Origin of the sequence: Litoreibacter sp. (genome assembly GCF_039974535.1) — a bacterium.
Classification (GTDB): Bacteria; Pseudomonadota; Alphaproteobacteria; order Rhodobacterales; family Rhodobacteraceae; genus Litoreibacter.
In genome coordinates, this window is record NZ_JBDWIU010000007.1 from 265738 (window position 1) to 292360 (window position 26623).

Below are 26623 nucleotides of genomic sequence, written 5' to 3' on the forward strand. Positions count from 1 at the left end.
GTGGGGCAGCGCCCCACATCAAACATCGAGGCGGGCCGGAAGGCCCGTCATTTTGGTTACTGGGCTAGCATCCGAAGCCCTTGGGTCACATCAGCCCGCACGGCAAGCCTCAACCCCGGCTCATCCCCCGCCTTTAGAGCCGCCACAATCAGACGGTGGTGTTGCGGCAACTCAGAGCGGCGAAGCTTCTCATACAGACTTCGCATCGTGGGGCCCATCTGCAACCAAACCGTCTCCGCCATTGCCAACATCGCGGGGGCCTGCGCACGCAGATATAACGTTCGGTGGAATTCCAAGTTCGTTCTAATATAGGCCACGGGGTCTTGGCGTGCGATTGCCTGACCGATGATGCCGTTAATCGATTGCAACCGGTCAATCAGCGCGAAGTGAGCGCGTGGCAAGGCCCTCGCGGCCAACTCCGGCTCCAACAAAGCCCGCAATGCCGCAAGTTCTTCGATCCTGTCATTCGACAGCTCCGGCGTGGAAATCCGGCCCGACGATGACAAGGTAAATGCCCCCTCAGCCACCAATCTGCGGACTGCTTCTCTGGCGGGCGTCATGGACACGCCAAACTCTTTACCAATGCCGCGCAACGTCTTGGCTGACCCGGGTAATATTTCCCCATGCATGACTTGGGATCGCAAGCGGCGATACACCATGTCATTGGCAGCACCTGTGGGTTCTGGTTTTGAGGAGTTTAGCAACATGAACCTGACTGTGATCACATAGTGTCATGTGGTCAAGGCGTCAGACGTCCATCTCTGCCACCAATGCCGCGAATGAAGCTCCGTGCATGTCGCGATCTTGGCGTGTTCCTTGGATGGACGGGCGCGGAAAGCTTAGTTTCAGAACATTTAAGCTTGCCATCTCATAGCGATCAACAACATCTGGCCCCAGACCAAACAACTGCGCGATCCTCGCCGAGGTTACAGCCCTGCAAACCCGCAAGTAAGTGTCAGGATCACCGCAGAACACATCAATTGTCAGCCAGAACGGCCCCGCGTTTTTAGACCTGACTTTGACCGCAACATCCCCAAGCTTGCTCACGCGCCCAACTCCTCAACCGACAAGGTAAAGGCATCCATAGGATCGTCCAGCTCCAACACGTGGTTTAAGCAAAACTCATAGATTGCACCGCGGCTCACTTCCGGCGGTGAGAATGGAAATGCGAAAGTTGGCATCTCCTCTTCTTCCGTCAGCGGATGGTGCAACAAATACGGGTTCAACACCTTCGCAACTTCGCGCGACAAGGCTTCTGTCGAGGCAGTCACCAAGCCCAGAACGCCAATTTCACTGCCCGCCTGAGCAGCCTCATCTATCGCCCCCAAAGTCGCGTCCAAGCCGATGATACGCAGCTCTATCTCAAACCCATCTCCAACACGCGCACGGGCTTTTTGCGAGGCTTTGGCTTCAATGTCATCGCACCAATCCCGTATATTCGCGACATAGCGCGGGTCACGTACAGTGACCAAGGATATCGTTTGGTAACCGGCCAATCGAGCGCCTTCCAGCTTCACAGTATAGCGATCCGAGACGATCCATTTGCTACCCGTCACCCGAACGCGCTTGTCGTCCAACGCCTTGTATTGAGCGCCACTCACATCCAGATACCCGCCCGGTTCAAACAAGATATCGGGGTTCGAATTTTCATAGAGCATATGCGCGGATACGGTGTGAGGTGTGGCGCGGGCTTCTTCGCCCATCGGGGTCATGGTGAATCCTTGCTCATCGAAGTCGATCAAGATCGTGCCGGAGTTCGGGGCCGTTGTGGCCAATGCCCCGCATTCCCCGATTTTAGCGCCATGCCAAGCGCCCCCCTCGTGGCACCCCCGTGCCAACGGAAGAGCCGATATGATTGCCGTATCAGTCGTACGCCCCGCGATAACGATATCTGCTCCGGTATTGAGCGCCGCTTGGATTTGCTCTGCCCCGGCAAGCGCCACGATGTTGGTGCAAGATGTCAGTAGATTTTCAGAAATCTCTGGCGCGGGGGTAAGAGGCGTTATCTTCCCAGCCTTCAACCCCATACACATGTCACTCGAATTTTGCCCGCTTTTGAGCACGGCGACGTTCACTCGCAGACCTTCCTCGTCTGCGATCTCGCGAGAGATATCTAAAAGCCAATCCACCGCGCTGTCAGCACCACATGTGCCAGCCGTTCCAATGATCAAGGGGACGTTTGCTTGTTGCTGCGCCAGCATCAGCTCGCGCCACTCCGCCTTGGTGGAGCCACGCGCGTATTTGGAAGTACCTGTTCCAAGGTAATGGGGCCCACTATCAGTGGACCCCCCGTCGATTGCAATGATGTCAGGTTGTTGGGCAATCCCCCGCGCCAAAGCGGCGCGGTCATACCCAAGCCCCAAGGCCCCAGATGGAACTAGGACCTTAACCATCAATCCGCCACGGCTTGCGGCTTCTTCAGGACATTGCGCAAGAACATTGGCGCAACGAAGCCCGCGATTGCTGCAACCCAAAGCCCAATCGCAATAGGGCTGGAGAACAGATACCCGACATCCCCATCAGACAGTGTCATGGCGCGACGCAGCGCGTCTTCCATGTTGCCGCCCAAAAGGATGCCAAGGATCACGGGAACCGTCGGGATCTCCAACTTGCGCAAGATGTAGCCCAAAGCACCAAAGCCAACCATCATCAGCAGATCAAAGTAGCTGCCTGACAACGAGTAGATGCCCACGAAGGAAATCATCGTAACACCCGGCAGCAAGACCCATGCGGGCACCATCAGGATTTTAACGAAGATTTTAACCATCGGTACGTTCATCAACAGCAGCACGATGTTAGCGATCAGAAGCGATGCGATCAGGCCCCAAACCACCTCGGGGCGGTCCGTGAACAAAGTCGGCCCTGGTGTGATGTTCAACGTCATCAGCAATGCCAATAGTACGGCAGTTGTCCCTGACCCGGGAACACCCAGCGTCAACATCGGAACCAAAGCCCCGCCAGCCGCCGCGTTGTTACCCGCCTCAGGTGCAGCGACGCCCTTAGGCACACCTGTCCCGAAGCCGCCTTTTTCACCAGCGATGGATTTCTCCGACATATAAGCCATGAAAGACCCGAGCGACGCACCAGCACCGGGCAAGATGCCCGCGATGAACCCAACAGCGGATGCCCGCAGCATGGTCCATTTCGTAGACCAGATGTCGCCCCAAGGGATACCGACCTTCTCGAGCTTCACGCCGATGGAAGACCCTTTGCCGTGGCTCTCGATGAAGAAGAACACTTCGGCAATGGCGAACAGGCCAACGATGGCAACAAGGAAGTCCACGCCATCATATAGGTGCAAGTTTCCGCCCGTCAGGCGTGGCAAGCCGGATGAGGAATCTACGCCAATGGTCGCGATGCCTAGACCAATACAAGCCGCGAGCGCCGCCTTAGCTTGGTTGTTGGACGCCATGCCGCCAAGTGTGCAGAACGCCAGAAGGTACAGCGCGAAGTATTCGGCTGGGCCAAACAAGAAGGCCACACGCGCCAAAGACGGCGCCAACAACATCAAACCGATAGTGGCGAGGAACGCGCCTACGAAGGACGCCACACCAGACAACACCAACGCATCGCCTGCGCGGCCCTGTTTGGCCATCGGGTAGCCATCCAACGTGGTCATCAAGGCGGGCTCGTCACCCGGAATGTTTAACAAGATCGACGAGATACGACCGCCATACATCGCCCCGTAGTACACGGAGGTCATAAGGACCAAGGCACTTGTAGCGTCCAAGCCAAGAGTGAAAGTGATCGGGATTAAAATGGCCACGCCGTTCGATGGCCCAAGCCCCGGCAAAGCGCCGATGATCGTGCCAAGGAAACAGCCGCAGATGGCCAAGAACAAGGTGAAAGGCGACAGCGCAACGCCGAAGCCCAATGCGAGGTTGGAGAAAATTTCCATGTGTCAATGCCCCACAAATGGAATGAGAATTGAGATGGCGTCCCAAAGCTTAGCTGGCGTCGGGATGCGATAGGCCACGATATTTCCAAGGCCCAATGCGAATTTGAACAACACGAACAGCCCCAGCGATAACCCGATACCTGACATGACTGCCGGACCACGGCGTGGCGAAATTTGATAGCTAAGAATGCCAGCGGCCACAGCCGTAGGCAGAATGAAGCCCAGTGGTGTCAGCAGCACAGCGTAGACAGAAAGCACGGCCACGGCGACACCCATGGAAATCCAAGAGCCAGCGGCAGGCCATTCAGGCTCTGGGTCCGGCTTAAATACGATGATCAACGAACATAGCGCGGCAACGCCTCCGATGAGCATTGGGAACAACTTGGGCAAGAACTCGCCCGAGAAGAAGTTCGTCTGGATCTGAGTGGCGGCCGCGAGATACGCGACCGCCGTAATCAGAGTGACCAGACCAAATATCCGGTCAGAAGCCATTACTGGATTACCCCTAGCTCTTTGGACATCGCATTAATGTCGGTCACAAGGCTATCAACATAGGACTGAAAATCACCGCCGACTTTCGTGAACGGAGCCAAGCCGTTGTCCTTCATGGCCTGCGCCCACTCAGGGCTGTCAGCAACTTGCTGAAGCTTATCGGCCCATTCGTTGAACTTATCGTCCGAGATGTCTTTAGGCGCGTAGAGACCACGCCAGTTCACCGCGACCACATCAAAGCCCTGCTCTTTCGCAGTTGGGATGTCGTCAAAGCCCGGAACGCGATCTTCAGTCAGAACAGCAATCACGCGGATGTCACCGTTTGACAGGAAGGAAACAACCTCCGACATGTCGCCAGTCATGGCTTGCGTGAAGCCACCAACTGTCTGAGTGATCGCATCAGCGCCACCGTCAACACCGATGTATTTCACCTTGGTGATATCGGTAAAGCCGCCCTCTTTAAGGATCATCAAAGGCTTCAAGTGGTCAAAACCACCCACAGCGGAACCACCAGCAAAAGCAACGGAGCCCGGGTCGGACTTGATCGCTTCAACCAGATCACCGAGTGACTTGTATGGGCTGTCAGCAGCCACAACGATAACGCCCGGATCAGCACCAATGGCACCTACAAAGCGAACTTGATCAGCGGTCATACCAGCGTAGGCGTTTTGCGCCAGACGTGTAGTCGTCGCCGAGGACGCAGCCACGATCAAGTCGCCATCGTCAGCGCGCTCAGACACAACGTGGTTATAGGCTAAACCACCACCAGCGCCGGGCATGTTGGTGACTTGAACAGGCTTATCAACAGCCTTGATGTCGTACATGATTTTACCGATTTGACGGCATGTGAAGTCCCAACCGCCACCGGGGTTAGCAGGTGCGATACATTCAGCTGCAGCGACGACGGTCGTAGCTGACACACTTAATACGGCACTCGTCATGAGCGCCTTGAAAAGACGATTTGTCATAGTTTCCTCCCATTTGACATGGCGGGATTCCCCGCACATGGTCTTAGCCAAACGTCCAAACCTGACACGAACCTGTCACGCTCACGGAAAAAGGCCCCCCACCCATGCGCTACCTTCTCATTGAAGATAATCCAAAGCTTGCTGGCGCGGTTGTTGAACGCTTGCAGCTGGATGGCCATGCCGTGGATCACGCCGACCGTTTGGACGCCGCAAGTGCCTGTATGGACGTCGCGGATTATGACTTGATTTTGTTGGATATAATGCTTCCGGACGGCGATGGTCGCGAGTTTTTGCAGCACCAAAGACGCGCCGAAAAACGCACGCCGGTGATCGTTATCACCGCCCGATCTGCAGTGTCAGACCGCATCTCTTTGCTGGACTTAGGGGCGGATGATTATATTACCAAACCCTTCGACTTCGCCGAGCTTGAGGCGCGATGCCGTGCAGTTTTACGGCGCCAAGGTGGGGCGGCAGACAACCAAAAGATGTTCAACGGCACCATTTTGAACCTGACGAAAGGCGAGTTGCAGGTTGGCGATTCGTCAACCAATTTGCGAAATCGCGAGCTGCGCCTGCTAGAGGTATTTTTTGCCGCACCGGGCCAAGTCTTCTCAAAGTCGCATCTAATCGATCGCATGTTTTCATTCTCCGATGAAGCCTCCGAGAACGCCATTGAGGTCTATGTCGCCCGCCTGCGAAAACGCCTCGAAGGATCGGGGGCCAAGATCGAAACAGTTCGCGGTCTGGGTTACCGCATGATCGCCACATGAAGCGACCCGCCTCCATTCGCAAACGTTTGTTCTACCAACTGGCGGCTGTTGCTGCTGTTTTGTCGTTGGCCTTTGTGCTCGTCGTTCGCGGCGTCGCCTCTAGGGCCGCCGAGGGCACGCAAGACGACATCCTCGCGGCATCCGCCACTGCCATTGCCGACAGCCTGACGTCCGAGCAAGGCGAAGTCACGCTGGAGCTTCCCTACTCCGCCCTATCCATGTTGGGTACGATCAATGAGGACAGGGTGTTTTACCGCATCACAGTGAATGACGGCACATTGACCGGCTATGCGGACCTTCCGGCAAACAACCTCCCCACACGCCTAGACACGCCTGTGTTCTCGACCGAAGTTTATCGCGGGGACGAGGTACGCCTCACCTCAATTTTGCGCCGTGTAAGCAACACGGCGGCTGGGTCACAAGTTGTCGTAACCGTCGCGCAAACACGCTCGGGGTTGGCCGCAATATCGCGCCGTATCACCATCACAGCCACGGGTGTCGGGTTGCTGTTCTTTCTATTGGCCACCACTTTATCCTTGCTCGCGGCCAACTCCGCATTGCGCCCACTGAACCGCATGACCGGCACGGTTGCCCGCCGTGGACCTTCAGATTTGCGACCCGTAACAGGCGAGGCCCCGACTGAGCTGACGCCGTTGGTTGACGCGCTGAACTCCTTCATGGCGCGGTTGCGGTCTTCCTTGTCGCGAACAGAAGATCTTATCACTGAAGCCGCGCACCGCGTGCGCACGCCGCTTGCCACCGTTCGCACCCAAGCGGAAGTCACGCATCGCAAGCTCAACAAGCCCGAGCACAAACAAGCCATCCGCGACATGATCCGCGCGATTGATGAAAGCTCGCGCTCTGCCGGACAAATTCTGGACCACGCAATGGTCACCTTTCGCGCGGATAGCTTAGCATTAGATCCGTTGGACCTTGCGACCTTAGTAACCGAAACCTGCGACAGACTTTCACCAACGGCTGAACTAAAAGACATCGCCCTGTTGATGGAGCAACCGGACGGTCCCGTACCCTTCAAAGGGGATGGCATCATGCTGCAAGCAGCGCTTCACAATATCTTGGACAATGCTATCAAATACTCCCCCGAAGACAGCGACATTTCTGTTCGCATCGAGATCAATTCAGTCCTTCGGTTGTCGGTCACGGACCAAGGGCGCGGGTTTGGTGACATGGATTTGGCTGGTCTTACCAGTCGGTATTCTCGCGGCGCCAATGTAGGTGACGTCGTGGGGTCGGGTCTGGGATTAACCATTGCGGATGAGGTGGCCCGTGCCCATGGCGGCCAGCTGGAACTCTCCCATAGCGAGGAAGGACAGGGCGCATGCGTGTCACTCATTTTACCCTACAATTGATCGCTGCGATGTCCCTTTGGGTGGGGGCGGCGCAAGCGTTCGAGATAGAAGACCGTCAAGTCTACACGGCGTCGCCAGAGACGTCCGTCCTACACATAATCTCCACCGCAGATCGCGCGGTGTTTGAGCCGATCTTGTTGGCCTTTCAAGCTGACAATCCCGGCATTTCAATTGACTACACGATCACAGGCACGACCGACCTGATGAAGGCCATCTACGAGGAAGACGCGGTGTTCGACCTTGCCATATCATCGGCGATGGATTTGCAGACCAAACTGGCCAACGATGGCTATGCTCAAAGTTACATACCTCAAAGCGCCCCGGAATTGCCTGATTGGGCGATTTGGCGAGACCAGTTATTTGCCTTCACCCAAGAGCCCGCAGTCATGGTGGTGTCGGACAAATATTTTGACAAAGGTACGGCACCGCAAACCCGCGATGCGTTGATCGAACTGCTTAGGCAGAACCCCGAAAAATTCCGAGGACGGGTTGGAACCTATGATGTACGCCGCTCGGGATTTGGGTACCTTATGGCGACCCAAGACAGCCGCACGTCGGAAACATACTGGCGATTAATGGAGGTTATGGGGCGACTTGATGCGCAGTTATATTGTTGCTCCGGCGATATGATTTCTGACGTCGCTTCAGGAAAACTGGCAATGGCGTACAATGTGTTGGGCAGCTACGCCGCCTCTGTCGTTGCGGCCACCGAAGGGGTGCAGATTGTCGAGCTTACGGACTTTATGAACGTCATGCTGCGAACTGTGCTGATCCCGTCCAGCGCTGAAAACGTCCCCGACGCACGCGCCATGGTCGACTTTCTGACGTCCCTGCGTAGGTACCCCGAGCTTGTCGAAGCCTCAGGCCTGCCGCCCCTCGATACAGCCGCCCTTCAAGACAATCCCGCTTTGCGCCCGATCCGGTTTGGGCCTGGGTTGTTGGTTTTCTTAGACCAATTGAAGGAAGAAAAGTTCCTGCGCAGTTGGGAAAATTCGATTTTGCAAGAACTACCCTAACGCGTTCCACATTTGCTATTCGAATCTATATTTTGTGATTCGTCCAGCGCTCAACCAGCGTCAGAATTATCTTATTATTGTTTTATTTCAGATAATTAAAAATAATACACACATCTACTAATATTTTAGTTTGACAACATGCCTCTTTCGCGACGACAGTTAGGCGTCGGCGAAAACCGGCTCAAAAATCTCAAGGGAGGAGACAAGATGCGCAAGTATCTATTCTCCGCAGTTGCGGTATCTGCCGTGATTGCGGGATCCAATGGAGTTGTGGCTGATGAAGCCGCTGCCCAGCGTTGGATTGATCAAGAATTTCAGCCGTCCACACTATCCAAGGGCGAACAGCTGAGCGAAATGCAGTGGTTCATTAATGCCGCTACACCCTATGCAGGGATGGAAATCAACGTCCTGTCCGAGGGCATTCCGACCCACTCATACGAAAGCGAAGTGCTGACCAAAGCCTTCGAGGAAATCACCGGGATCAAAGTGAACCACCAGATCCTTGGCGAAGGCGAAGTTGTTCAAGCCGTTCAGACGCAGATGCAAACGAACCGCAATCTGTACGACGGCTATGTCAACGACTCTGACCTCATCGGCACCCACTCGCGCTTGCAACTGGCCTACAACCTGACCGAGCAAATGGCGGGCGACTGGTCGAGCACAACAAGCCCGACATTGGCCTTGGATGACTTCATGGGCATCCAATTCACCACTGGGCCAGATGGCAACCTGTATCAATTGCCTGACCAACAATTTGCGAACCTGTATTGGTTCCGCAAAGACTGGTTCGACAACGAGGACTTGAAGACGCAGTTCAAAGCCAAATACGGCTACGACCTAGGTGTGCCAGTCAACTGGTCGGCCTACGAGGACATCGCCGAGTTCTTCTCCAAGGACGTGCAGCAAATCGATGGGACCGACATCTACGGCCACATGGATTACGGCAAGCGCGCACCTGATTTGGGCTGGCGCATGACGGACGCGTGGCTGTCCATGGCCGGTGCTGGTTCCAAAGGTGAGCCGAACGGTGTGCCTATCGACGAATGGGGCATCCGCATGGAGGCTGGCTCGTGCAACCCTGTTGGCGCATCCGTCACACGTGGTGGGGCCGCAAACGGTCCTGCGGCGGTTTACGCGATCCGCAAGTGGGATGAATGGCTGCGCAACTACGCCCCACCCGGCGCTGCAAGCTATGACTTCTACCAGTCCCTGCCCGCATTGGCGCAAGGTAACGTGGCCCAGCAAATCTTCTGGTACACCGCCTTCACCGCCGACATGGTGGCCCCGCAATCCGCAGGCAACAACACCGTGGACGCCGAAGGCAACCCACTGTGGCGCATGGCACCCTCGCCACACGGCCCGTACTGGCAAGAAGGTCAAAAGGTTGGCTATCAGGACGTCGGATCTTGGACATTCCTGAAATCCACCCCAAGCGAGCGCGCACAAGCTGCTTGGCTCTATGCCCAGTTCGTGACCTCCAAGACTGTTGACGTGAAGAAGTCCCACGTGGGCCTGACCTTTGCGCGTGACAGCTCGGTTCGTCACGAAAGCTTCACAGAACGTGCGCCAAAACTTGGTGGTCTGGTAGAGTTCTACCGCTCACCCGACCGCGTGGCTTGGTCCCCAACTGGGATCAATGTGCCTGACTATCCGAAACTGGCCCAAATCTGGTGGCAGCAAATCGGTGACGTGAACTCTGGCGCATTCACCCCTCAAGAAGCGATGGATCGCTTGGCTGGCGAAATGGACATCACCATGTCCCGCATGCAAGCCGCCGATGAAGCAGCCAACGTCTATGGCGGCTGTGGTCCACGCCTGAATGAGGAAAAGACAGCGGAATACTGGTACGAAAACGGCGGCGCCAAGCCCCCGCTTGAGAACGAGAAACCGCAAGGTCAAACCGTCAACTACGACGAGCTCGTCGCCCGCTGGGCATCAGAGTAACCTGACCTCCCCGTCCGCGCCTCTCGCGCCGACATTTACCGGGGCCCACCCAGAACTGGGCCCCGGTTTCTTGGGACACCTTAATAAACGGCATAAACCCACTATGACACTCGACACACATAACATCACCAAAGTGGTTGATGGTCAGGTCCACATAAAGCCCACGACGCTTAAGCTGGAGACCGGTCACTTCAACGTCTTACTTGGTGAAACAGGCGCAGGAAAAACCAGCCTGATCAAAATGATGGCAGGCCTAGACCCGATTGCCGACGGCCAAATCTTTATGGACGGGCAAGACGTCACCAAGCTGAGCACCCAAAGGCGCAACATCAGCCTCGTGCACCAATTCTTCGTGAATTACCCGCATATGAGCGTCTATGACAACATCGCCTCGCCCTTGAAAGTGGCTGGAATGGCGAAGTCCGAAATTCAGGGGCGCGTGGAAGAAGCCGCAGATATTTTGCAGCTGCGCCCCATGTTGAACCGCTACCCGCATGAGCTATCGGGCGGACAGCAGCAACGAACCGCCCTTGCCCGCGCCATTGCCAAAGAAAGCCGCGCGGTTTTTCTGGACGAGCCTTTGGCGAACCTCGATTACAAACTGCGTGAAGAGCTGCGCGAACAACTTCCAGAGCTATTCGCCGGCCGTGGCGCCGTAGTTGTTTACGCCACATCCGAACCAGAGGAGGCCCTGCTTCTAGGCGGCTACACCGGACTTATGAGCGACGGGGACGTGGTCCAGTTTGGCCCTACCGCCGACATCTACCGCACCCCTGAAACGCTTATGGCGGCCTCCGTCTTCTCCGATCCACCGATCAATGTGGCGGACGTCATAAAGCAAGGCGACACCATCTCGATGGGCGATGTTTCATGGACAGCCACAGGCGCGCCTGCGTCCTTGCAAGATGGCTCCTACCAAGTCGCCGTGCGCCCGCATTTTGTGACGCCATACTCCACCGCAAAAAACTCGGTGGCATTGTCAGGAGAGGTGCTGGTGACCGAGCTGTCCGGCTCAGAAAGCAGCGCGCATTTCCGCATGCCACACTCCGACTGGGTATCCCTGTCACACGGCGTACATCCCTATGAGATCGGGCAGGATCACCCGTTTTATCTGGACCCATCCGCCTGCTTCTATTTCGCACCCGACGGTGCTCGCGCCACGGGGGAGGCAGCCTAATGGCTAAAATTACACTTTCAAAACTGCGCCACAGCTACATGCCAAACCCGTCAAAACCATCAGACTACGCGCTGAAGGAAATCGACCTAGAATGGTCGGACGGCGGGGCTTATGCCCTGCTGGGACCTTCGGGTTGTGGCAAATCAACCTTGCTCAACATCATCTCTGGACTGCTCACGCCATCGGACGGGCAAATCCTGTTTGACGGGAATGACGTGACCAACCTGCCACCGGATCAGCGCAACATTGCGCAAGTTTTCCAGTTTCCGGTGATCTACGACACCATGACCGTTTTCGACAACCTCGCCTTTCCACTGCGTAACCGCGGCGTCGCTGAGGACAAAGTCAGCGCGCGGGTTACTGAGATTGCGCAGATGTTGGAAGTCACCGACCTGCTCACCACGCGTGCCGCCGGATTGTCGCCTGACAACAAACAAAAAATCTCAATGGGGCGCGGTTTGGTGCGTGACGACGTGAACGTCGTGATGTTCGATGAACCCCTGACCGTTATCGACCCGCACCTGAAATGGAAGCTGCGCTCCAAGCTCAGAGAGCTGCACCAAAAGGTGCGTGCGACGATGATTTACGTCACCCATGACCAAACAGAGGCCCTGACCTTCGCGGACCAAGTGGTTGTCATGCAGGACGGCGAAATCGTTCAAATCGGCACGCCGGTTGAGTTGTTCGAGCGCCCTGCCCATACATTCGTGGGACACTTCATCGGCTCTCCGGGCATGAATGTTCTGCCCGCTGAAGTCCGCGACGGCGACGCGTTTTTCCAAGGGCACAACGTGGCCTTGGAAGGGGCAGTTGCGGATGGTGGGGACTTGACCCAGATCGGGGTTCGCCCAGAATTCGTGACCTTGAGCGACGCAGGCCTACCCGCCACCGTTCGCAAGGTGTCCGACGTCGGGCGGCATAATGTGGTCGACGCGATGGTCGGCGACACTTTGGTCAAAGCCGTAATGGAGGGCGAAGCCCCCACCCAAGGCAGCGCCATACACCTACAATTCCAACAAGATCAGACGCGACTTTACCGTGACGGCTGGCTGGCAACGACGAGGGCCGCATCATGAAAACCAAAAACCAAAAAGCGTGGTTCTTTGTTCTGCCGGTTCTACTTCTGGTGGCGTTCAACGCACTGATCCCGATGATGACCGTCGTGAACTACTCCGTGCAAGAGACCTTCGGCAACAATCTGTTCTTCTTCGAGGGGCTACGTTGGTTCGAGGAGCTGTTGAACTCCGAACGCTTCCACGCCGCACTTGGTCGCCAGTTCCTGTTCACGGGCATCATTCTGGCGATTGAGATCCCGCTTGGCATCATCATCGCCCTGTCCATGCCACGCGACGGCTTTTGGGTACCTATATGCCTGGTAACCATGGCGCTTCCTATGCTGATCCCGTGGAATGTGGTGGGCGCTATGTGGAACATCTTCACCCTGCCCGACATCGGCCTTTTGGGCTACCTTATGAACCACACTTTGGGCATCTCCTATGACATGACACAAAGCCCGTTTGCGGCTTGGGCCACAATCGTCACCATGGATGTGTGGCATTGGACGTCCCTTGTGGTGTTGCTTAGCTACGCTGGGCTGGTGTCTATCCCAGAGGCCTACTACCAAGCTGCCAAGATCGACGGCGCCAGCCCTTGGAAGGTATTTCGCTACATTCAGTTGCCCAAGATGAAGCAGGTTCTGACCATCGCGATCTTGCTGCGCTTCATGGACAGCTTCAACATCTACACCGAGCCGTTTGTGCTGACAGGTGGCGGCCCCGGCAACTCGACCACGCTCTTGTCGATTGACCTTGTGAAAATCGCCCTTGGCCAGTTCGACCTTGGCCCCGCCGCGGCGATGTCGCTGATCTATTTTGCCATCACGCTTTTGGTGAGCTGGCTTTTCTACACTCTGATGACAAAGGATGACGCTCAATGAGAAAGCGCAACCTAATCCCGATCCTATATATCTTGTTCCTGATGCTGCCGATTTACTGGCTGGTGGCGATGAGCTTTAAAACCACCAACGAAATATTGTCGGGCTTCTCACTTTTCCCGCAAACCTTCACCTTGGAGAACTACGCCACCATTTTCACCGACCCGACATGGTACTGGGGCTACATCAACTCGATCATTTACGTGTCGATCAATACGGTGATCTCCATCGCCGTCGCCCTGCCCGCCGCCTACGCGTTCTCGCGGTATCGATTCCTTGGTGACAAGACGCTGTTCTTCTGGCTGCTGACAAACCGCATGGCGCCGGCCGCCGTGTTTGCGCTGCCGTTCTTCCAGCTCTACTCGGCCGTGGGGTTGTTCGACACCCACCTTGCGGTTGCCTTGGCGCATTGCTTGTTCAACATCCCGCTTGCCGTCTGGATTTTGGAAGGCTTCATGGGCGGCGTTCCCAAGGAGTTGGACGAGACTGCCTACGTTGACGGTTACAGCTTCCCGAGGTTCTTCATGACGATCTTCTTGCCCTCCATTAAGGCGGGTGTCGGGGTCGCGGCGTTCTTTTGCTTCATGTTCTCATGGGTGGAGTTGCTGCTGGCAAAGACCCTTACGGCGGTTGACGCCAAACCAATTGCAGCAACCATGACCAAGACCGCCTCCAGTGCGGGGTATGAGTTGGGGCTGCTCGCGGCGGCGGGGACATTGACCATCATCCCGGGCGCTATCGTTATCTACTTTGTGCGAAACTACATCGCCAAAGGCTTCGCGTTGGGGAGGGTGTAAAATGTTTACTTGGATGGCTTGGACATGGCCCACAGGCCTGTTTTTCATATGCTTGTTCACCGCAATGGGGATCATTACCTACATTGAAATCAAGTACCCCGGCACGTCGAAACGCAACGGGGTTTTGGGCCTGACCACCACCCGCGGCGACCGTTTATTCCTGTCCCTATTGGGAGCGGCATACATATTCCTTGCATGGATTTTCTTCTTCGGAATGCCGCTTTGGGGGCCACTTGTGATAAGTTTGCTTTGGGGTGCATTTTGTTTTTGGAAAGTTTGACCGCCCATTTTCCTTGGAAAAACGAAACTTTTAGTTTTTAGTAGTCCAAGGCATGAGCAGGCCTGACAATAGTGAGACAAGTAATGCGGCAGAAGAAGAAAAGTGAGTTTTTGACCGAGGTTGAACTGGAGTTCATGACTGAACTTTGGGCGCTTGGGCAAGGGACAGTGCGCGACGTGCTTGCGCGACTGCAGCCTGAACGGAACCTCGCCTACACCTCTGCCGCGACGATCTTGCGGATTATGGAACAAAAGGATTTTGTCACCAGCGAAAAGCAGGGCAAAACCTTCGTCTATAAGCCAGCCTTGGCCAAGGACGCCTACCAATCCAAAACACTGCGCGATCTATCAAACAAACTGTTCGATGGAACGCCCGCGTCATTGGTAGCACGACTGGTCGACGACCAAGGCATGTCAGAAGAGGCACTGGAGGAAATTCGAGCACTTCTAGACAGAAGGTTGACGGATAATGACAGCTGAGAAACTCTTTAGCGCATATATAGATGCCAACATCATTCTGGCGGCGGTCGCTGCCATATGGATGATCTCAAAATTCGCCATCGCCAAATCTCGGTGGCGCGGCTCATTCCTTACCCAGTTGAACTTGCTCTATGCTGTGCTGGTCACGGTTGTCTTGGCCCCCATCGTGGTCCTTGCGTCGGATGCGATCAACTGGTTTGGGATGTCTTCGCCAGCGCAAGGGTTCAGCTTTTCAGACTTCCTTGTGGCGCAATACTTGCATGGCAACATTGCAATGGCCCCAACCAAGTTTGAGCAACTTTTAATGCTGCGCACCGAGTTAACCCATGAGGCGGTAAATCTGAGCACATGGGTCAGCTACACCATCCTTGGTGCCCTTGGTGCGGGTTTCTTTGCCGCGAGCCTGCGCAATGCGAAGAACATCTGGCGGATGTCGGGCATGATTCACCGAAGCTATGTTCAGCGACGCATTGGCCGGATCGACATTCGCATCACGCATGAGGCTCGGGTGCCGTTTTCCACCCGCGGGATATGGCGCCACTACATTGTTTTGCCCTCCGAGCTGCTCACGCAAGCCGACGATGTGCGCATCGCGGTCAGCCATGAAATTCAGCACGTCCGCCAGCGCGACCTGATTTGGGAGATCGCGTTGGAGCTATGCCGCCCGATCTTCTTCTGGAATCCAGCGTTCATCTACTGCAAACGCGAAGTGGAACGGATGCGCGAACTGGCCTGTGACCAACAGGTTCTACGACGTGGCGTCTTTGCCATTCGGGCCTATTGCGAATGCCTGCTGCGCGTGTGCCGAACCAGCTTATCGGCGGATCGCAGCAATCAAATCATGACACCCAGCGTCCCTTTCGCGCAGCTTGACGGGCATGCGTGTTCCAGTAAGTCCATGGCCTTCTTGAAACGCCGTGTTGAATCGATATTGGACGCCAGCACCAAGGACGCGGGCCGTTGGTATATTGTGCTGTTGATGATCCCCGTTTTCGCGATTGTCGTGAACGCATCAATCGCCATGCGCGCGCCCTCGGACTGGAGCCAAGATCGCTTGATGTTATCCGCGATTGTAAACCTCGAGCGCTTGAACAACCGCAGTCAAAGCAACTAACTGCGGCGCAATTTTCGCGTTTTGAAGATTGTATGTTTGGGTCGAAGCAATATGGTTAACCTTAGACTTTCCCCTTTGCTTGAGGATAGACGCTCGCATGCAAGCCCTTTCAATGGCGGCGATATTCATTGCTGCAACCACATCGTTGGGTGTGGCACAGCAACTTCCCGCCCCCATTCAAGAGGACGCCTTCCATGCCGTTGATCCTGAAGAGGCCAAACTGGGGCAATTGCTGTTCTACGACCCAATTTTGTCGGGCAATCGCGAAGTCGCTTGTGCCACGTGTCATCACCCGAAGTTCGGCACCTCTGATGGTGTCTCCTTGTCGTTCGGAGATGGTGGAATCGGCCTAGGGTCGACAAGACGTGTCGACCCGAACAACAGACCTGAGCAACGCATACCGCGAAACTCCCCTGCCTTGTTTAACTTGGGCGCCAAGGAATTCACCGTCCTGTTTCACGACGGACGATTGGAAGCGGGCCCAACATTGCCGAACGGGATACGCACCCCATTGGATGCTGACATGGTCAAAGGATTCGCGTCCGTTTTATCTGCGCAAACCATGTTCCCCGTGCTCAGCCGCGACGAGATGGCTGGTTCGCATAAAGAGAACGGCATCGCAAAATTGGTGCGTCAGGGGGTTATTACCGGCAAAGACGGCGCGTGGGGACAACTGGCGCAGCGCGTGGCGAAAATTGACGCATATGCCCAACGCTTTCAAGCGGTGTACCCAACGCTCAACTCTTCCAACGACATTGCATTCACCGACATCTCGAATGCCATTGCCGCCTTTATAGAGTTGGAATGGCGTGCCGATAACGCGCCTTTTGACGCTGTCTTGCGAGGGGAAGGCTCACTAAGTGCTCGTGCCACATCAGGCATGAAATTGTTTTACGGTGATGCAGGTTGCGCCACCTGCCACAGCGGCCCGTTCCTAACCGATCATAGCTTTCATGCTATGGCCACCCCACAAATCGGGCCGGGAAAAGCCGCGAGTTTTGAAGCCCATCAAAGAGACGAAGGCCGCTTCCGTGTCACGGGCCGCGATGAGGACCGCTTTGCCTTTCGCACACCCTCATTGCGCAACGTAGCGCTGACCGCGCCATATGGGCACGCAGGGGCGCATAAAGATCTATCTGCCTTCATAGCTTTTCATGCGAACCCTGTGCGCGGGCTAGCAGCCTATGATCGCACCCAAGCCGCTTTACCACCGTATGAAGACAACGATTTTGCTGTTTTGGATGACCCGCTTCAGGTTGCGGAAATAACGAATGCTGTTCAAGCCGAACCCGTTGATCTGACATCAAACGATATCGCCGCTTTGGTCGCCTTCATGAATAGCCTCACCGACCCTATCAGTCCCAACGGGCGTTTAGGCGTGCCAGATACTGTGCCAAGCGGGCTGACGGTTCCAAACTAAGGCTTGCGCAATAGGACTACGCCACCAGCCTGAACTTCGTGATGAGAGGTAGTGCCATCGGGCCATGCGACACTGACAACGGCAGTACTTTGCGCCCCTAGCCCGAAATGCCGTGGCAACATTTGCCCCCCTGCATGCCCGCCACCAATCGTGTGTTGTTGCGACTGCGCGCGGTCGCCAGCAAGCAAGGTAATGACTGCCCCGATTGCATCACGGTTCCCACCGTCTTGCGCCAGCGAAATGCCAACCCAATTGCCTGTGTCTTCTGAATCATTGCGGTACAACTCCAACGGTGAACGCCTGTTCAAAACAACAAGGTCAAGCCGCCCGTCCAAATCGAAATCAGCCAACGCTGCACCCCGCGCACGTTTCAATGTGGCGATGCCTGCGGCGGCCGCCTTCTCCTCAAATGTACCATCCGGTTTTTGCATCAGTAGATTGTTGGGATCCCGCGTTGCCATGCCCGGCATTTGATCCACATTCCCTTTGGCAATGAACAAATCCGCAAGCCCGTCATTGTCCACGTCCCCAAACTCCGCGTGCCATCCCGTTGAGGGGCGACCGTCGCCGCCAACATGCGGGCGTTGCGAGTAAGTCCCGATATCGTAATGCGCAGCTTTGTAGGTGCCATCGGGTTGCGCAAATTGTAAAAGCTGATCACCCATAGAGGTCAACATAACCTCGTCTCGCCCGTCACCATTCAAGTCGCGGCTGGCAATCCCCATCCCCCAAAGAGAGACGTTTTCCCAGCCATCCTCCTCCCCCAAGAAGCGCCGCTGATTGATGTCCCACATCTGCTCATGCCCGCCGGACACATAGTAGTGCCGGTCGTTAGAAATCCGCAAAGTGGGGCGCCCGCGCGCGTCATTGGCCGCGAGCATCGATAAAGGGCAAAAACCGGGCTGTAAAACCTGCACTGAGTAGCCGTCGTCCGTCGGCCAAAGGATCGCATTGTCATCGCACGCCTCAAATGGGCCATCAGGATCATTGCGGTCCACATAGTTCCCTATGGCTAGCGTGGGGCGTTGATGACCCTCCTCCCACCACGCCGTGAAGGCCGTGGACCAGCGATCATTTTCGGGCAGTCCAAAGGCGCTTGTCTTGTCATCAAATTTGCAGCCGCCCCCCCCCTTAAGGATACGATTGTCTCCGACACGCAGCACGAATAAATCCAAATGCCCATCGCCGTCCAAATCAATAGGGTAAGCACCTGTCGCACCTTCAATTTGAGGCACATCAACAGGTGAGAATTCAAAACCCCCGTCGTTGCGAAGCATACTGGACGGGTTCGCGCCACCTGCCGCGAAGATATCCGGCAAGTCGTCGCCATTGCAGTCAAACACCGCGACCCCGCCACCGACGAAGTGTTCCCACCCGCCGGAATAGACGTGTTTGGGCAATCGGTCAGACATATCGACAAAGCGCGGCTCCGCAATCACAGGCTGCCCCAACGCCGCGATTATGAAGGCAACAATTCTCACAGGTTTTGGGCTTCCAACCCGCCGACCATCACATCCGTTAATGCTGACAAGGCAGGGGCTGTTGCCCCACGCGCCCAGACGAAATCATCCCATGGGTGGATCGCAACTTTGCAAGGCTGACGCCCGTCAGAAAGGGTCAAGTTATGCATTTCGGCGAAGATTTCAGAGGCGTGGAGATAGTCATTTTGCATCCTGTCACCAGACAAGATTATCAACGGTGGGTCGAACAGCTGGATGACATTTGACAATCCAACAGACAAGAACCGCCCTGCCCGTTTGAATATCGACAACGCGGCTGAATTTCCCGCCTTCGCTTCACTGAACAACAACTCCAGCAACTCCTCAGGAGTTTTCGGCTCATTTCCAATGTGGTCCAGCGCAATAGCGGCTTCGCGGGTCAGCGCATAATCCGCAATGTAGGCCTCTAAACATCCGCGCTGACCGCACCCGCACAACGCGCCATCTAACTGCACCTTTGTGTGGCCGAGTTCCAACCCCATACCATGGGTCCCGCGATATAGGCTGTTGTTTACGACCAACCCCATGCCGACGCCATTCTCGATGGTAACCACGGCAAAATCTGTCATGTCGCGCCCGACGCCAAACCACAGCTCTGCCAAGGTCAACATATTGGTGTCATTATCGAGGAACAGCGGCATATCAAGCCGCTGCGCGAATAAGGTTCTTAAGTCTTCGTTTGGATCTTTCAGCAGGGATGACCAGATAATTGTTCCGGTTGTGATGTCCACAATTCCCGGCAACCCAACGCCGACGGCCTTGATGTCTTTGAAGGTTTTGCCACCATTTTTAGTGACCAAACTGATTAAATCCTCGACCTCATCAAGTAATTCAACGCCCGACCCGCGCTTGCCTGTTGAAGGCATTTCGGCCGTCGCAACAACATCACCGGCAAAGTCCGACAGCACCGCCGTATGTTTCTTGAAGGATAGCTTGATGCCGATAACATAGGCCGCGTTCGGCACGATCTCCAGTGCCACGCGAGGCCTGCCGCGACCTATGTCGCGCGCTTGGCCATCGACCTCACGCATCAATCCCGAGGCAATCAGATCGGCGGTCAAGGTTGTGGCGCTTCCGGCACTGATATCGAGCGCGCGCGCCAAATCAGCCCGTGCTGTTCGACCTAACGCACGTACATGCTGGAATATTTGTTGGCGCAACGGCAACTCGCGGCCTCGATCACGATGCAGTAAAGGCCCACATCCCGCAGGGTTTTCAGCTATGATATTATCCGCCTCACTATTATTCATTCAGCAAACTTAATCCTCAAAATATTCCAAACCCACCACGGTTTTTACCGAACTAATCGCAGCTAGGAAGGGCTGAGTAACATATCTGATGCAATTTATGAATTTATTATTTTGCAAACTGAATTAAATAGATGCAATCTACTCAACGAGTCGCACGACTCACCCCTGATCACGTCAGGGAAAGACATTTGGGAGGAATAAGATGAACAAGTATATTATAGCGGCAGCCGTCGCAGCTGCAGGCTTCGGAACAACAGCATTCGCAGATGGCCACGCCGTCACCGTGGGCGTCAGCTGGTCCAATTTCCAAGAAGAGCGCTGGAAAACAGACGAAGCAGCGATCAAGTCGGCATTGGAAGCGGCAGGTGCCACATATGTATCCGCTGATGCGCAATCGTCTTCCGCCAAGCAGCTCTCCGACGTTGAAAGCCTGATTGCACAAGGCGTTGATGCCTTGATCATTCTCGCTCAAGACTCCGCAGCTATCGGCCCTGCAGTTGATGCAGCTGACGCGGAAGGCATTCCAGTTGTCGCCTATGATCGCCTGATCGAGGACAGCCGTGCATTCTATCTGACATTCGACAACGTCGAAGTTGGCCGCATGCAGGCACGCGCGGTATTCGCTGCCCAGCCAACTGGCAACTACGTCATGATCAAAGGCTCTCCAACTGACCCGAACGCTGACTTCCTGCGTGGCGGGCAGCAAGAGATCCTGCAAGCAGCAATCGACAGCGGCGCGATTACTATTGTTGACGAGGCCTATACCGATGGCTGGCTGCCAGCGAATGCTCAGCGCAACATGGAGCAAATCCTGACAGCAAACGACAACAAGGTAGATGCAGTTGTGGCCTCCAACGACGGCACGGCAGGCGGTGTTGTTGCAGCGCTGACCGCCCAAGGCCTGGAAGGCCTGCCAGTGTCCGGCCAAGATGGCGACCACGCCGCATTGAACCGCGTTGCACTGGGCACGCAAACCGTGTCGGTCTGGAAGGATGCACGCGAGCTGGGCAAAGCCGCCGGCACAATCGCAGCAACTCTTGCTGGTGATGCGGCTGCATCCGTGGACGGCGCTGTTGATTGGACATCCCCATCAGGCACTGACATCAAGTCCATCTTCCTAGCACCGGTTCCGGTCACAGCCGAAAATCTGTCGGTCGTAACGGACGCGGGCTGGATCACAGTGGAATCCCTATGTCAGGGTGTCAGCAACGGTCCCGCACCTTGTAACTAAATTGCCGCGGCTTTCCAGCCGTGCGACTTCGGGCCTGCCCTTCTCCAAATGTTGGGCAGGCCCATCTTAGAAATTTCACCACATCCCTACACCATAGCCACCGACAAGCCCGTCGGCGTATGGTGGGATATCGCATACGCTTTCGATGGAGACGGAACATGTCAGAGCAACCCGCGCCACAGCCCAAGCGCAGCTTCTTGCAATCATTGGAGGTCGATACCCGCTTGCTAGGCATGCTTGGCGCCTTCTTGATCGTTTGCATCGTATTTAACGTGCTCACAGAGGGGCGCTTCTTGACGCCGCGTAACATCTTCAACCTGACAATCCAAACTGTATCGGTCGCCATCATGGCCACTGGCATGGTGTTCGTCATCGTTACCCGCCACATCGATCTTTCAGTCGGCGCATTGCTAGCGACCTGCACCGCCGTGATGGGGATGACACAAACCCAATGGCTCCCACAAATCATGGGCCTTGAGCTGGGACATCCACTGATCCCATGGATCACAATCGCCGTAGGCCTGCTGACAGGAGCTGCAATTGGTGCGGCGCAAGGTTGGCTGATTGGCTATCAAGCGATCCCAGCGTTTATCGTAACCCTCGGCGGCCTGCTTGTGTGGCGCAACGTGGGGTGGTGGTTGACCGATGGGGCCACCATTGGCCCATTGGATCAGACGTTCATTCTATTTGGCGGCATCAGCGGAACGCTTGGCGCAACTTGGAGTTGGATTGTTGGCATCATCGGCGCGGCCGTGTCATTGGCCGCCATCTGGTCAGCACGCCGCACGAAGATGGGGCACGGCTTCCCTGTCAAACCTATGTGGGCAGAGGTCTCGATCATGGCGGTCATCGCTGGCGCCATCTTGGGCTTTGTCGCCATTCTGAATGCATACTCGGTCCCAGAGCGTGTCATAGCACGCGACCCAAGCCTTTATGGATGTGATACTGCCGAGAGCTGCGTCGCGGCTTACGGCCTTCCCTACTCCGTTCTGGTTTTGATCACAGTTGCAATCGTCATGACCGTGATCGCGCTACGCACACGTTTGGGCCGCTACATCTTCGCAACCGGTGGCAACCCTGACGCGGCAGAGTTATCAGGCATCAACACGCGGCTGCTGACGGTCAAAATCTTCGCGATGGTCGGTGTCCTGTCTGCACTGGCGGGTATCGTCGCTTCCGCGCGCTTAGGCTACCATACAAACGATATCGGAACATTGGACGAGCTGCGCGTTATCGCCGCCGCCGTCATTGGTGGCACAGCATTGTCAGGCGGTGTCGGCACCATCTACGGTGCAATCATCGGGGCGCTTATCATGCAGTCCTTGCAATCAGGCATGGCCATGGTCGGCGTTGACGCCCCCTACCAAAACATCGTGGTGGGCGCGGTCCTTGTTGCTGCCGTTTGGGTCGACATTCAATACCGCAAGCGGATGGGAGCAAAAGCATGACATCTCCATTGGTTGAAATGAAAAACGTCTCCATCGCATTTGGCGGGGTCAGGGCGGTTGATGATGTCAGCATTGATCTACATGCGGGCGAGGTTGTCGGCCTTTTGGGGCACAACGGTGCAGGCAAATCTACACTGATCAAGATGCTGTCGGGGGCCTATAAGATGGACTCCGGTGAGATCTGGATCGAAGGCGAGCAGGCCACGATCAACTCACCCCGCGACAGCCGTGACTACAATATTGAGACGATCTACCAGACCCTGGCGCTCGCCGATAATCTTGATGCGGCGTCCAACCTGTTTTTGGGGCGCGAGCTGACCACCCCCCTCGGCTTCGTTGACGACAGCACGATGGAGGCTGAGACGCGCAAGATCATGGCCCGCCTCAACCCGAACTTTAAGAAATTGAAAGAACCGGTATCCGCCCTGTCGGGAGGCCAACGCCAATCGGTCGCCATTGCCCGTGCGGTCTACTTCAACGCCAAGATCCTGATCATGGATGAACCAACTGCCGCTCTAGGGGTGCATGAAACCGCCATGGTTGCGGAGCTTATCGGCGAGTTGAAGAAGCAAGGGCTTGGCATCTTTCTGATCAGCCACGACACCCGCGAGATGATGGATCTATGCGACCGCGTATCCGTCATGAAGAACGGCCAAATGGTTGGAACCGAGCGCGTTGAGGACGTCACCGAGGATGACATCTTGTCGATGATCATCTTGGGCAAAAACCCGAAAGCCGCCGCGTGACCTACATCGGGCTTGATCTAGGCACGTCATCCTTGAAAGCCATCCTTATCGATGATGATCAGCGGGTTTTGGCAGAGCATTCGGTGGCCCTGTCCGTGTCGCGACCACATGATGGATGGTCCGAGCAAGACCCAAAGGATTGGGCGGATGCGACACAAACCGCCATCCGCGCACTCGGTGTCGCGTCCGACCTATCGGACGTAGCTGGCATAGGCATTTCGGGGCATATGCATGGCGCAACCTTGTTGGATGCCTCCGATACGGTTTTGCGCCCGTGTATCTTATGGAACGACACGCGCTCCGCCATTGAGGCCGCAGAGTTGGACGCCAATCCGCAATTTCGCGACCTCACCGGCAATATCGTCTTCGCGGGTTTCACTGCCCCCAAGGTTGCGTGGGTCCGCAACAATGAGCCCGACCTATTTGACAGGCTTGCGAAGGTTCTGCTGCCCAAAGATTATCTGCGCCTTGCCCTGACTGGCGAGCAGGTGGCCGAGATGTCAGATGCCGCAGGAACAAGTTGGCTGGATGTGCAGAAGCGCGACTGGTCGGATGATCTGCTGGCCGCGACAGGGCTAGATCGCAGCCACATGCCGAACCTTGTTGAAGGCTCGGACATCTCGGGCACCCTGCGCGACACATTGGCTGACGATTGGGGCCTGCCTCACGGCGTGGTCATAGCTGGCGGAGGTGGCGACAACGCCGCCAGCGCGATTGGGGCTGGGGTTGTGGCGAAAGGCGATGCCTTCGTATCGCTTGGAACTTCGGGTGTGCTTTTTGCGGCCTCCGACGCCTATCAACCTGATGCGGCCAGCGCCGTGCACACGTTTTGCCATGCCCTGCCTGACACATGGCACCAAATGGGCGTCATCCTTGCCGCCACCGACGCGCTGCAATGGCTGTCCCGCCTGACGGGCCAAAGTGCGGCTGAACTCACGCAGGACTTAGGTGCATTACAAGCTCCATCACGCACCTTGTTCCTGCCGTATCTGGGAGGCGAGCGCACACCTCACAACAACGCGGATATGCGCGGGCAGTTCCTGCATCTCGACCATGCTACGGATGCAAAGCAAGCTGCGCGATCCGTGTTGGAAGGTGTAGCCTTTGCCTTCGCAGACTGTCAGGTCGCGTTGCGCTCCACCGGCACAACAATTGAATCCGCACTCGCATTGGGCGGCGGGGCAAAATCCGACTATTGGCTTGAAACCATCGCGACCACCTTGGACATTCCATTGATGCTGCCGGCGGCTGGCGACTTTGGCGCAGCCTTGGGTGCTGCCCGCCTTGGCATGATGGCGGCGAGCGGCGCGGGCAGCGAAGTCGCAACCATGCCCAAGATTGAAAAGACCGTGGCCCCCGACCCTTCCCTTACCTCTGCCTTTGCCGAGACCCACGCGCGATACCGCGAAGCCTACTCCGTTCTAAAGGACATCTAACATGACCGATTTCTTCAAAGGCATTCCTGCCATTAAATTTGAAGGCGTAGATAGCGACAATGATTTCGCCTTCCGCCATTACGACGCCAATGAACTGGTCATGGGAAAACCAATGAAGGATCATCTGCGCTTCGCGGCGGCCTATTGGCATTCCTTCGCCTGGCCCGGCGGTGATCCTTTTGGTGGGCAGACGTTTGATCGACCATGGTTTGGCGACACAATGGAGTTGGCCAAACTAAAGGCCGATGTAGCGTTCGAGATGTTTCAAATTTTGAACGTGCCCTACTTTTGTTTTCACGATGCGGATGTGCGCCCCGAGGGGGCAAACTTCGCCGAAAACACACGCAACCTAGAGGAGATCGTCGACTACTTTGGCGAAAAGATGGACGCCACAGGCACCAAGCTTCTTTGGGGAACGGCGAACCTATTTTCGCACAGCCGCTTCATGTCTGGTGCCGCGACGAACCCCGACCCAGACGTGTTCGCATTCTCTGCCGCGACGATCAAAACCTGCTTGGATGCCACCATCAAACTGGGCGGCGAGAATTACGTCCTTTGGGGCGGGCGTGAAGGGTATGAGACCTTGCTAAACACCGACATGGGACGCGAGCGCCAGCAGGCGGGCCGCATGTTGCAAATGGTCGTCGATTACAAACACAAGATGGGCTTCAAAGGCGCGATCTTGATTGAACCCAAACCGCAAGAACCGACCAAGCACCAATACGACTACGACGTGGCCACCGTGTACGGATTCCTTAAGGACTTCGGACTTGAGGGCGAGGTTCAAGTCAATATTGAGCAAGGCCATGCGATCTTGGCGGGCCATTCATTTGAGCACGAACTCGCACTTGCCCGCGAGTTGGGCATCTTCGGCTCCATCGACATGAACCGGAACGACTACCAGTCAGGCTGGGACACAGATCAGTTCCCCAACAATGTGCCTGAAATGACATTGGCCTACTACGAAGTATTGCGCGCAGGTGGGTTCACAACGGGTGGGACAAATTTTGATGCCAAATTACGCCGCCAGTCTTTGGATCCCGAAGACTTAATCCTGGCCCATGTCGGCGGCATGGACGCCTGTGCTGCCGGATTAAAGGCTGCGGCGGCGATGCTAGAGAGCGGCAAGCTGGAGGCGGCCAGAGAGGCCCGTTACGCGGGCTGGGGCACAACTGAGGGTCAAGCACTGCTATCGAGCGATCTTGGAGCCGTGCACGACCGTGTTGTCGCCGAAGGCATCAACCCCAAACCCCGCTCAGGCCGACAAGAACGCCTAGAGAACTTGGTGAACCGGTTTCTTTAAGACTTCGCCATAAGGGGACCACAACAATTCCCCCTTATGGCGATGTTCACCA

General features: G+C 56.0%; 25 protein-coding genes. 17 read left to right on the forward strand and 8 right to left on the reverse strand.

The genetic code is table 11. The annotated features are described in order from the left end of the window. Nucleotides 1–56 precede the first annotated feature (56 nt). Genes ABJN86_RS05465 through ABJN86_RS05490 form a run of 6 tightly spaced genes read right to left on the reverse strand, consistent with a single transcriptional unit; the run spans nucleotide 57 to nucleotide 5358 of the window. Nucleotides 57–707, reverse strand: a complete 651-nt coding sequence (locus ABJN86_RS05465; RefSeq protein ID WP_348365320.1) for a GntR family transcriptional regulator — start codon at nucleotides 705–707, stop codon at nucleotides 57–59. A gap of 40 nt (nucleotides 708–747) precedes the next feature. Beyond that, entirely contained in the window at nucleotides 748–1047 is a 300-nt protein-coding gene (locus ABJN86_RS05470; RefSeq protein ID WP_348365323.1) for a DUF4387 family protein, read from the reverse strand. Beyond that, complete coding sequence (locus ABJN86_RS05475; RefSeq protein ID WP_348365325.1) at nucleotides 1044–2393, reverse strand: acyclic terpene utilization AtuA family protein; 1350 nt, start codon at nucleotides 2391–2393, stop codon at nucleotides 1044–1046. The genes ABJN86_RS05470 and ABJN86_RS05475 overlap by 4 nt, the downstream gene beginning before the upstream one ends. After that, a complete protein-coding gene (locus tag ABJN86_RS05480) occupies nucleotides 2393–3898 on the reverse strand; it encodes a tripartite tricarboxylate transporter permease (protein ID WP_348365327.1) in 1506 nt (501 codons plus the stop codon). The genes ABJN86_RS05475 and ABJN86_RS05480 overlap by 1 nt, the downstream gene beginning before the upstream one ends. Before the next feature lie 3 nt (nucleotides 3899–3901). Then, a complete protein-coding gene (locus tag ABJN86_RS05485; protein ID WP_348365329.1) occupies nucleotides 3902–4390 on the reverse strand; it encodes a tripartite tricarboxylate transporter TctB family protein in 489 nt (162 codons plus the stop codon). Then, a complete protein-coding gene (locus tag ABJN86_RS05490; RefSeq protein WP_348365331.1) occupies nucleotides 4390–5358 on the reverse strand; it encodes a tripartite tricarboxylate transporter substrate-binding protein in 969 nt (322 codons plus the stop codon). Before ABJN86_RS05490 ends, ABJN86_RS05485 begins: the two co-directional genes overlap by 1 nt. A 104-nt stretch (nucleotides 5359–5462) precedes the next feature. Between ABJN86_RS05490 and ABJN86_RS05495 the strand changes: the two genes are divergently transcribed. The 12 genes from ABJN86_RS05495 (at nucleotide 5463) to ABJN86_RS05550 (ending at nucleotide 17658) form a co-directional block, all read left to right on the forward strand. Beyond that, nucleotides 5463–6128 carry a response regulator transcription factor gene (locus ABJN86_RS05495; RefSeq protein ID WP_348365333.1) on the forward strand — a complete coding sequence of 222 codons (666 nt, stop codon included), beginning with the start codon at nucleotides 5463–5465 and terminating at the stop codon, nucleotides 6126–6128. Beyond that, a complete protein-coding gene (locus ABJN86_RS05500) occupies nucleotides 6125–7498 on the forward strand; it encodes a sensor histidine kinase N-terminal domain-containing protein (protein ID WP_348365334.1) in 1374 nt (457 codons plus the stop codon). The genes ABJN86_RS05495 and ABJN86_RS05500 overlap by 4 nt, the downstream gene beginning before the upstream one ends. Then, nucleotides 7468–8514 (forward strand): ABC transporter substrate-binding protein, encoded by a 1047-nt coding sequence (locus tag ABJN86_RS05505; RefSeq protein WP_348365336.1) that lies wholly within the window; start codon nucleotides 7468–7470, stop codon nucleotides 8512–8514. The genes ABJN86_RS05500 and ABJN86_RS05505 overlap by 31 nt, the downstream gene beginning before the upstream one ends. Nucleotides 8515–8721: 207 nt before the next feature. Then, complete coding sequence (locus ABJN86_RS05510; protein WP_348365338.1) at nucleotides 8722–10458, forward strand: ABC transporter substrate-binding protein; 1737 nt, start codon at nucleotides 8722–8724, stop codon at nucleotides 10456–10458. A 103-nt stretch (nucleotides 10459–10561) separates the two neighbouring features. Beyond that, entirely contained in the window at nucleotides 10562–11635 is a 1074-nt protein-coding gene (locus ABJN86_RS05515) for an ABC transporter ATP-binding protein (RefSeq protein WP_348365339.1), read from the forward strand. After that, nucleotides 11635–12711, forward strand: coding sequence for an ABC transporter ATP-binding protein (locus tag ABJN86_RS05520; RefSeq protein ID WP_348365341.1), 1077 nt, complete (start codon nucleotides 11635–11637; stop codon nucleotides 12709–12711). Before ABJN86_RS05515 ends, ABJN86_RS05520 begins: the two co-directional genes overlap by 1 nt. After that, the gene (locus ABJN86_RS05525) at nucleotides 12708–13571 is read left to right on the forward strand and encodes a sugar ABC transporter permease (protein ID WP_348365343.1); all 864 of its coding nucleotides are present in this window, start codon (nucleotides 12708–12710) and stop codon (nucleotides 13569–13571) included. The genes ABJN86_RS05520 and ABJN86_RS05525 overlap by 4 nt, the downstream gene beginning before the upstream one ends. Next, entirely contained in the window at nucleotides 13568–14365 is a 798-nt protein-coding gene (locus tag ABJN86_RS05530; protein WP_348365345.1) for a carbohydrate ABC transporter permease, read from the forward strand. The genes ABJN86_RS05525 and ABJN86_RS05530 overlap by 4 nt, the downstream gene beginning before the upstream one ends. 1 nt (nucleotide 14366) lies before the next feature. After that, nucleotides 14367–14645: a DUF2160 domain-containing protein gene (locus ABJN86_RS05535; RefSeq protein WP_348365346.1), complete on the forward strand. Its 279-nt coding sequence runs from the start codon at nucleotides 14367–14369 to the stop codon at nucleotides 14643–14645. 83 nt (nucleotides 14646–14728) lie between these two features. Continuing rightward, entirely contained in the window at nucleotides 14729–15124 is a 396-nt protein-coding gene (locus tag ABJN86_RS05540) for a BlaI/MecI/CopY family transcriptional regulator (RefSeq protein WP_348365348.1), read from the forward strand. Next, nucleotides 15114–16238 (forward strand): M56 family metallopeptidase, encoded by a 1125-nt coding sequence (locus tag ABJN86_RS05545; RefSeq protein WP_348365349.1) that lies wholly within the window; start codon nucleotides 15114–15116, stop codon nucleotides 16236–16238. The genes ABJN86_RS05540 and ABJN86_RS05545 overlap by 11 nt, the downstream gene beginning before the upstream one ends. A gap of 97 nt (nucleotides 16239–16335) precedes the next feature. Beyond that, on the forward strand, nucleotides 16336–17658 hold the full coding sequence (locus tag ABJN86_RS05550; protein ID WP_348365351.1) for a cytochrome c peroxidase: 1323 nt from the start codon (nucleotides 16336–16338) through the stop codon (nucleotides 17656–17658). On the opposite strand, the gene ABJN86_RS05555 is transcribed toward ABJN86_RS05550, so the two are convergent. Further along, entirely contained in the window at nucleotides 17655–19070 is a 1416-nt protein-coding gene (locus ABJN86_RS05555) for a CRTAC1 family protein (protein WP_348365489.1), read from the reverse strand. The genes ABJN86_RS05550 and ABJN86_RS05555 overlap by 4 nt on opposite strands. Before the next feature lie 65 nt (nucleotides 19071–19135). Beyond that, nucleotides 19136–20407, reverse strand: a complete 1272-nt coding sequence (locus ABJN86_RS05560; RefSeq protein WP_348365354.1) for an ROK family protein — start codon at nucleotides 20405–20407, stop codon at nucleotides 19136–19138. Between the two features lie 202 nt (nucleotides 20408–20609). On the opposite strand from ABJN86_RS05560, the gene xylF reads away from it, so the two are divergent. The 5 genes from xylF (at nucleotide 20610) to xylA (ending at nucleotide 26571) form a co-directional block, all read left to right on the forward strand. Continuing rightward, complete coding sequence (xylF, locus tag ABJN86_RS05565) at nucleotides 20610–21638, forward strand: D-xylose ABC transporter substrate-binding protein (protein WP_348365355.1); 1029 nt, start codon at nucleotides 20610–20612, stop codon at nucleotides 21636–21638. A 158-nt stretch (nucleotides 21639–21796) separates the two neighbouring features. After that, a complete protein-coding gene (locus tag ABJN86_RS05570; RefSeq protein ID WP_348365357.1) occupies nucleotides 21797–23086 on the forward strand; it encodes a sugar ABC transporter permease in 1290 nt (429 codons plus the stop codon). Then, entirely contained in the window at nucleotides 23083–23832 is a 750-nt protein-coding gene (locus ABJN86_RS05575; protein ID WP_348365360.1) for an ATP-binding cassette domain-containing protein, read from the forward strand. The genes ABJN86_RS05570 and ABJN86_RS05575 overlap by 4 nt, the downstream gene beginning before the upstream one ends. Then, a complete protein-coding gene (gene xylB, locus ABJN86_RS05580) occupies nucleotides 23829–25268 on the forward strand; it encodes a xylulokinase (RefSeq protein ID WP_348365361.1) in 1440 nt (479 codons plus the stop codon). Before ABJN86_RS05575 ends, xylB begins: the two co-directional genes overlap by 4 nt. A 1-nt stretch (nucleotide 25269) precedes the next feature. Then, nucleotides 25270–26571: a xylose isomerase gene (xylA, locus tag ABJN86_RS05585; RefSeq protein ID WP_348365364.1), complete on the forward strand. Its 1302-nt coding sequence runs from the start codon at nucleotides 25270–25272 to the stop codon at nucleotides 26569–26571. The last annotated feature ends 52 nt before the right edge of the window (nucleotides 26572–26623 follow it).

Coding starts and splice junctions, on each gene's coding strand:
- ABJN86_RS05570 (WP_348365357.1), top strand. CDS start 21,797: ATGTCAGAGCAACCCGCGCCACAGCCCAAGCGCAGCTTCTTGCAATCA.
- ABJN86_RS05545 (WP_348365349.1), top strand. CDS start 15,114: ATGACAGCTGAGAAACTCTTTAGCGCATATATAGATGCCAACATCATT.
- ABJN86_RS05555 (WP_348365489.1), bottom strand. CDS start 19,070: ATGTCTGACCGATTGCCCAAACACGTCTATTCCGGCGGGTGGGAACAC.
- ABJN86_RS05525 (WP_348365343.1), top strand. CDS start 12,708: ATGAAAACCAAAAACCAAAAAGCGTGGTTCTTTGTTCTGCCGGTTCTA.
- ABJN86_RS05515 (WP_348365339.1), top strand. CDS start 10,562: ATGACACTCGACACACATAACATCACCAAAGTGGTTGATGGTCAGGTC.
- ABJN86_RS05510 (WP_348365338.1), top strand. CDS start 8,722: ATGCGCAAGTATCTATTCTCCGCAGTTGCGGTATCTGCCGTGATTGCG.
- ABJN86_RS05495 (WP_348365333.1), top strand. CDS start 5,463: ATGCGCTACCTTCTCATTGAAGATAATCCAAAGCTTGCTGGCGCGGTT.
- ABJN86_RS05500 (WP_348365334.1), top strand. CDS start 6,125: ATGAAGCGACCCGCCTCCATTCGCAAACGTTTGTTCTACCAACTGGCG.
- ABJN86_RS05475 (WP_348365325.1), bottom strand. CDS start 2,393: ATGGTTAAGGTCCTAGTTCCATCTGGGGCCTTGGGGCTTGGGTATGAC.
- ABJN86_RS05530 (WP_348365345.1), top strand. CDS start 13,568: ATGAGAAAGCGCAACCTAATCCCGATCCTATATATCTTGTTCCTGATG.
- ABJN86_RS05485 (WP_348365329.1), bottom strand. CDS start 4,390: ATGGCTTCTGACCGGATATTTGGTCTGGTCACTCTGATTACGGCGGTC.
- ABJN86_RS05505 (WP_348365336.1), top strand. CDS start 7,468: ATGCGTGTCACTCATTTTACCCTACAATTGATCGCTGCGATGTCCCTT.
- xylA (WP_348365364.1), top strand. CDS start 25,270: ATGACCGATTTCTTCAAAGGCATTCCTGCCATTAAATTTGAAGGCGTA.
- ABJN86_RS05480 (WP_348365327.1), bottom strand. CDS start 3,898: ATGGAAATTTTCTCCAACCTCGCATTGGGCTTCGGCGTTGCGCTGTCG.
- ABJN86_RS05560 (WP_348365354.1), bottom strand. CDS start 20,407: ATGAATAATAGTGAGGCGGATAATATCATAGCTGAAAACCCTGCGGGA.
- ABJN86_RS05520 (WP_348365341.1), top strand. CDS start 11,635: ATGGCTAAAATTACACTTTCAAAACTGCGCCACAGCTACATGCCAAAC.
- ABJN86_RS05465 (WP_348365320.1), bottom strand. CDS start 707: ATGTTGCTAAACTCCTCAAAACCAGAACCCACAGGTGCTGCCAATGAC.
- ABJN86_RS05540 (WP_348365348.1), top strand. CDS start 14,729: ATGCGGCAGAAGAAGAAAAGTGAGTTTTTGACCGAGGTTGAACTGGAG.
- ABJN86_RS05575 (WP_348365360.1), top strand. CDS start 23,083: ATGACATCTCCATTGGTTGAAATGAAAAACGTCTCCATCGCATTTGGC.
- ABJN86_RS05490 (WP_348365331.1), bottom strand. CDS start 5,358: ATGACAAATCGTCTTTTCAAGGCGCTCATGACGAGTGCCGTATTAAGT.
- xylF (WP_348365355.1), top strand. CDS start 20,610: ATGAACAAGTATATTATAGCGGCAGCCGTCGCAGCTGCAGGCTTCGGA.
- ABJN86_RS05535 (WP_348365346.1), top strand. CDS start 14,367: ATGTTTACTTGGATGGCTTGGACATGGCCCACAGGCCTGTTTTTCATA.
- ABJN86_RS05550 (WP_348365351.1), top strand. CDS start 16,336: ATGCAAGCCCTTTCAATGGCGGCGATATTCATTGCTGCAACCACATCG.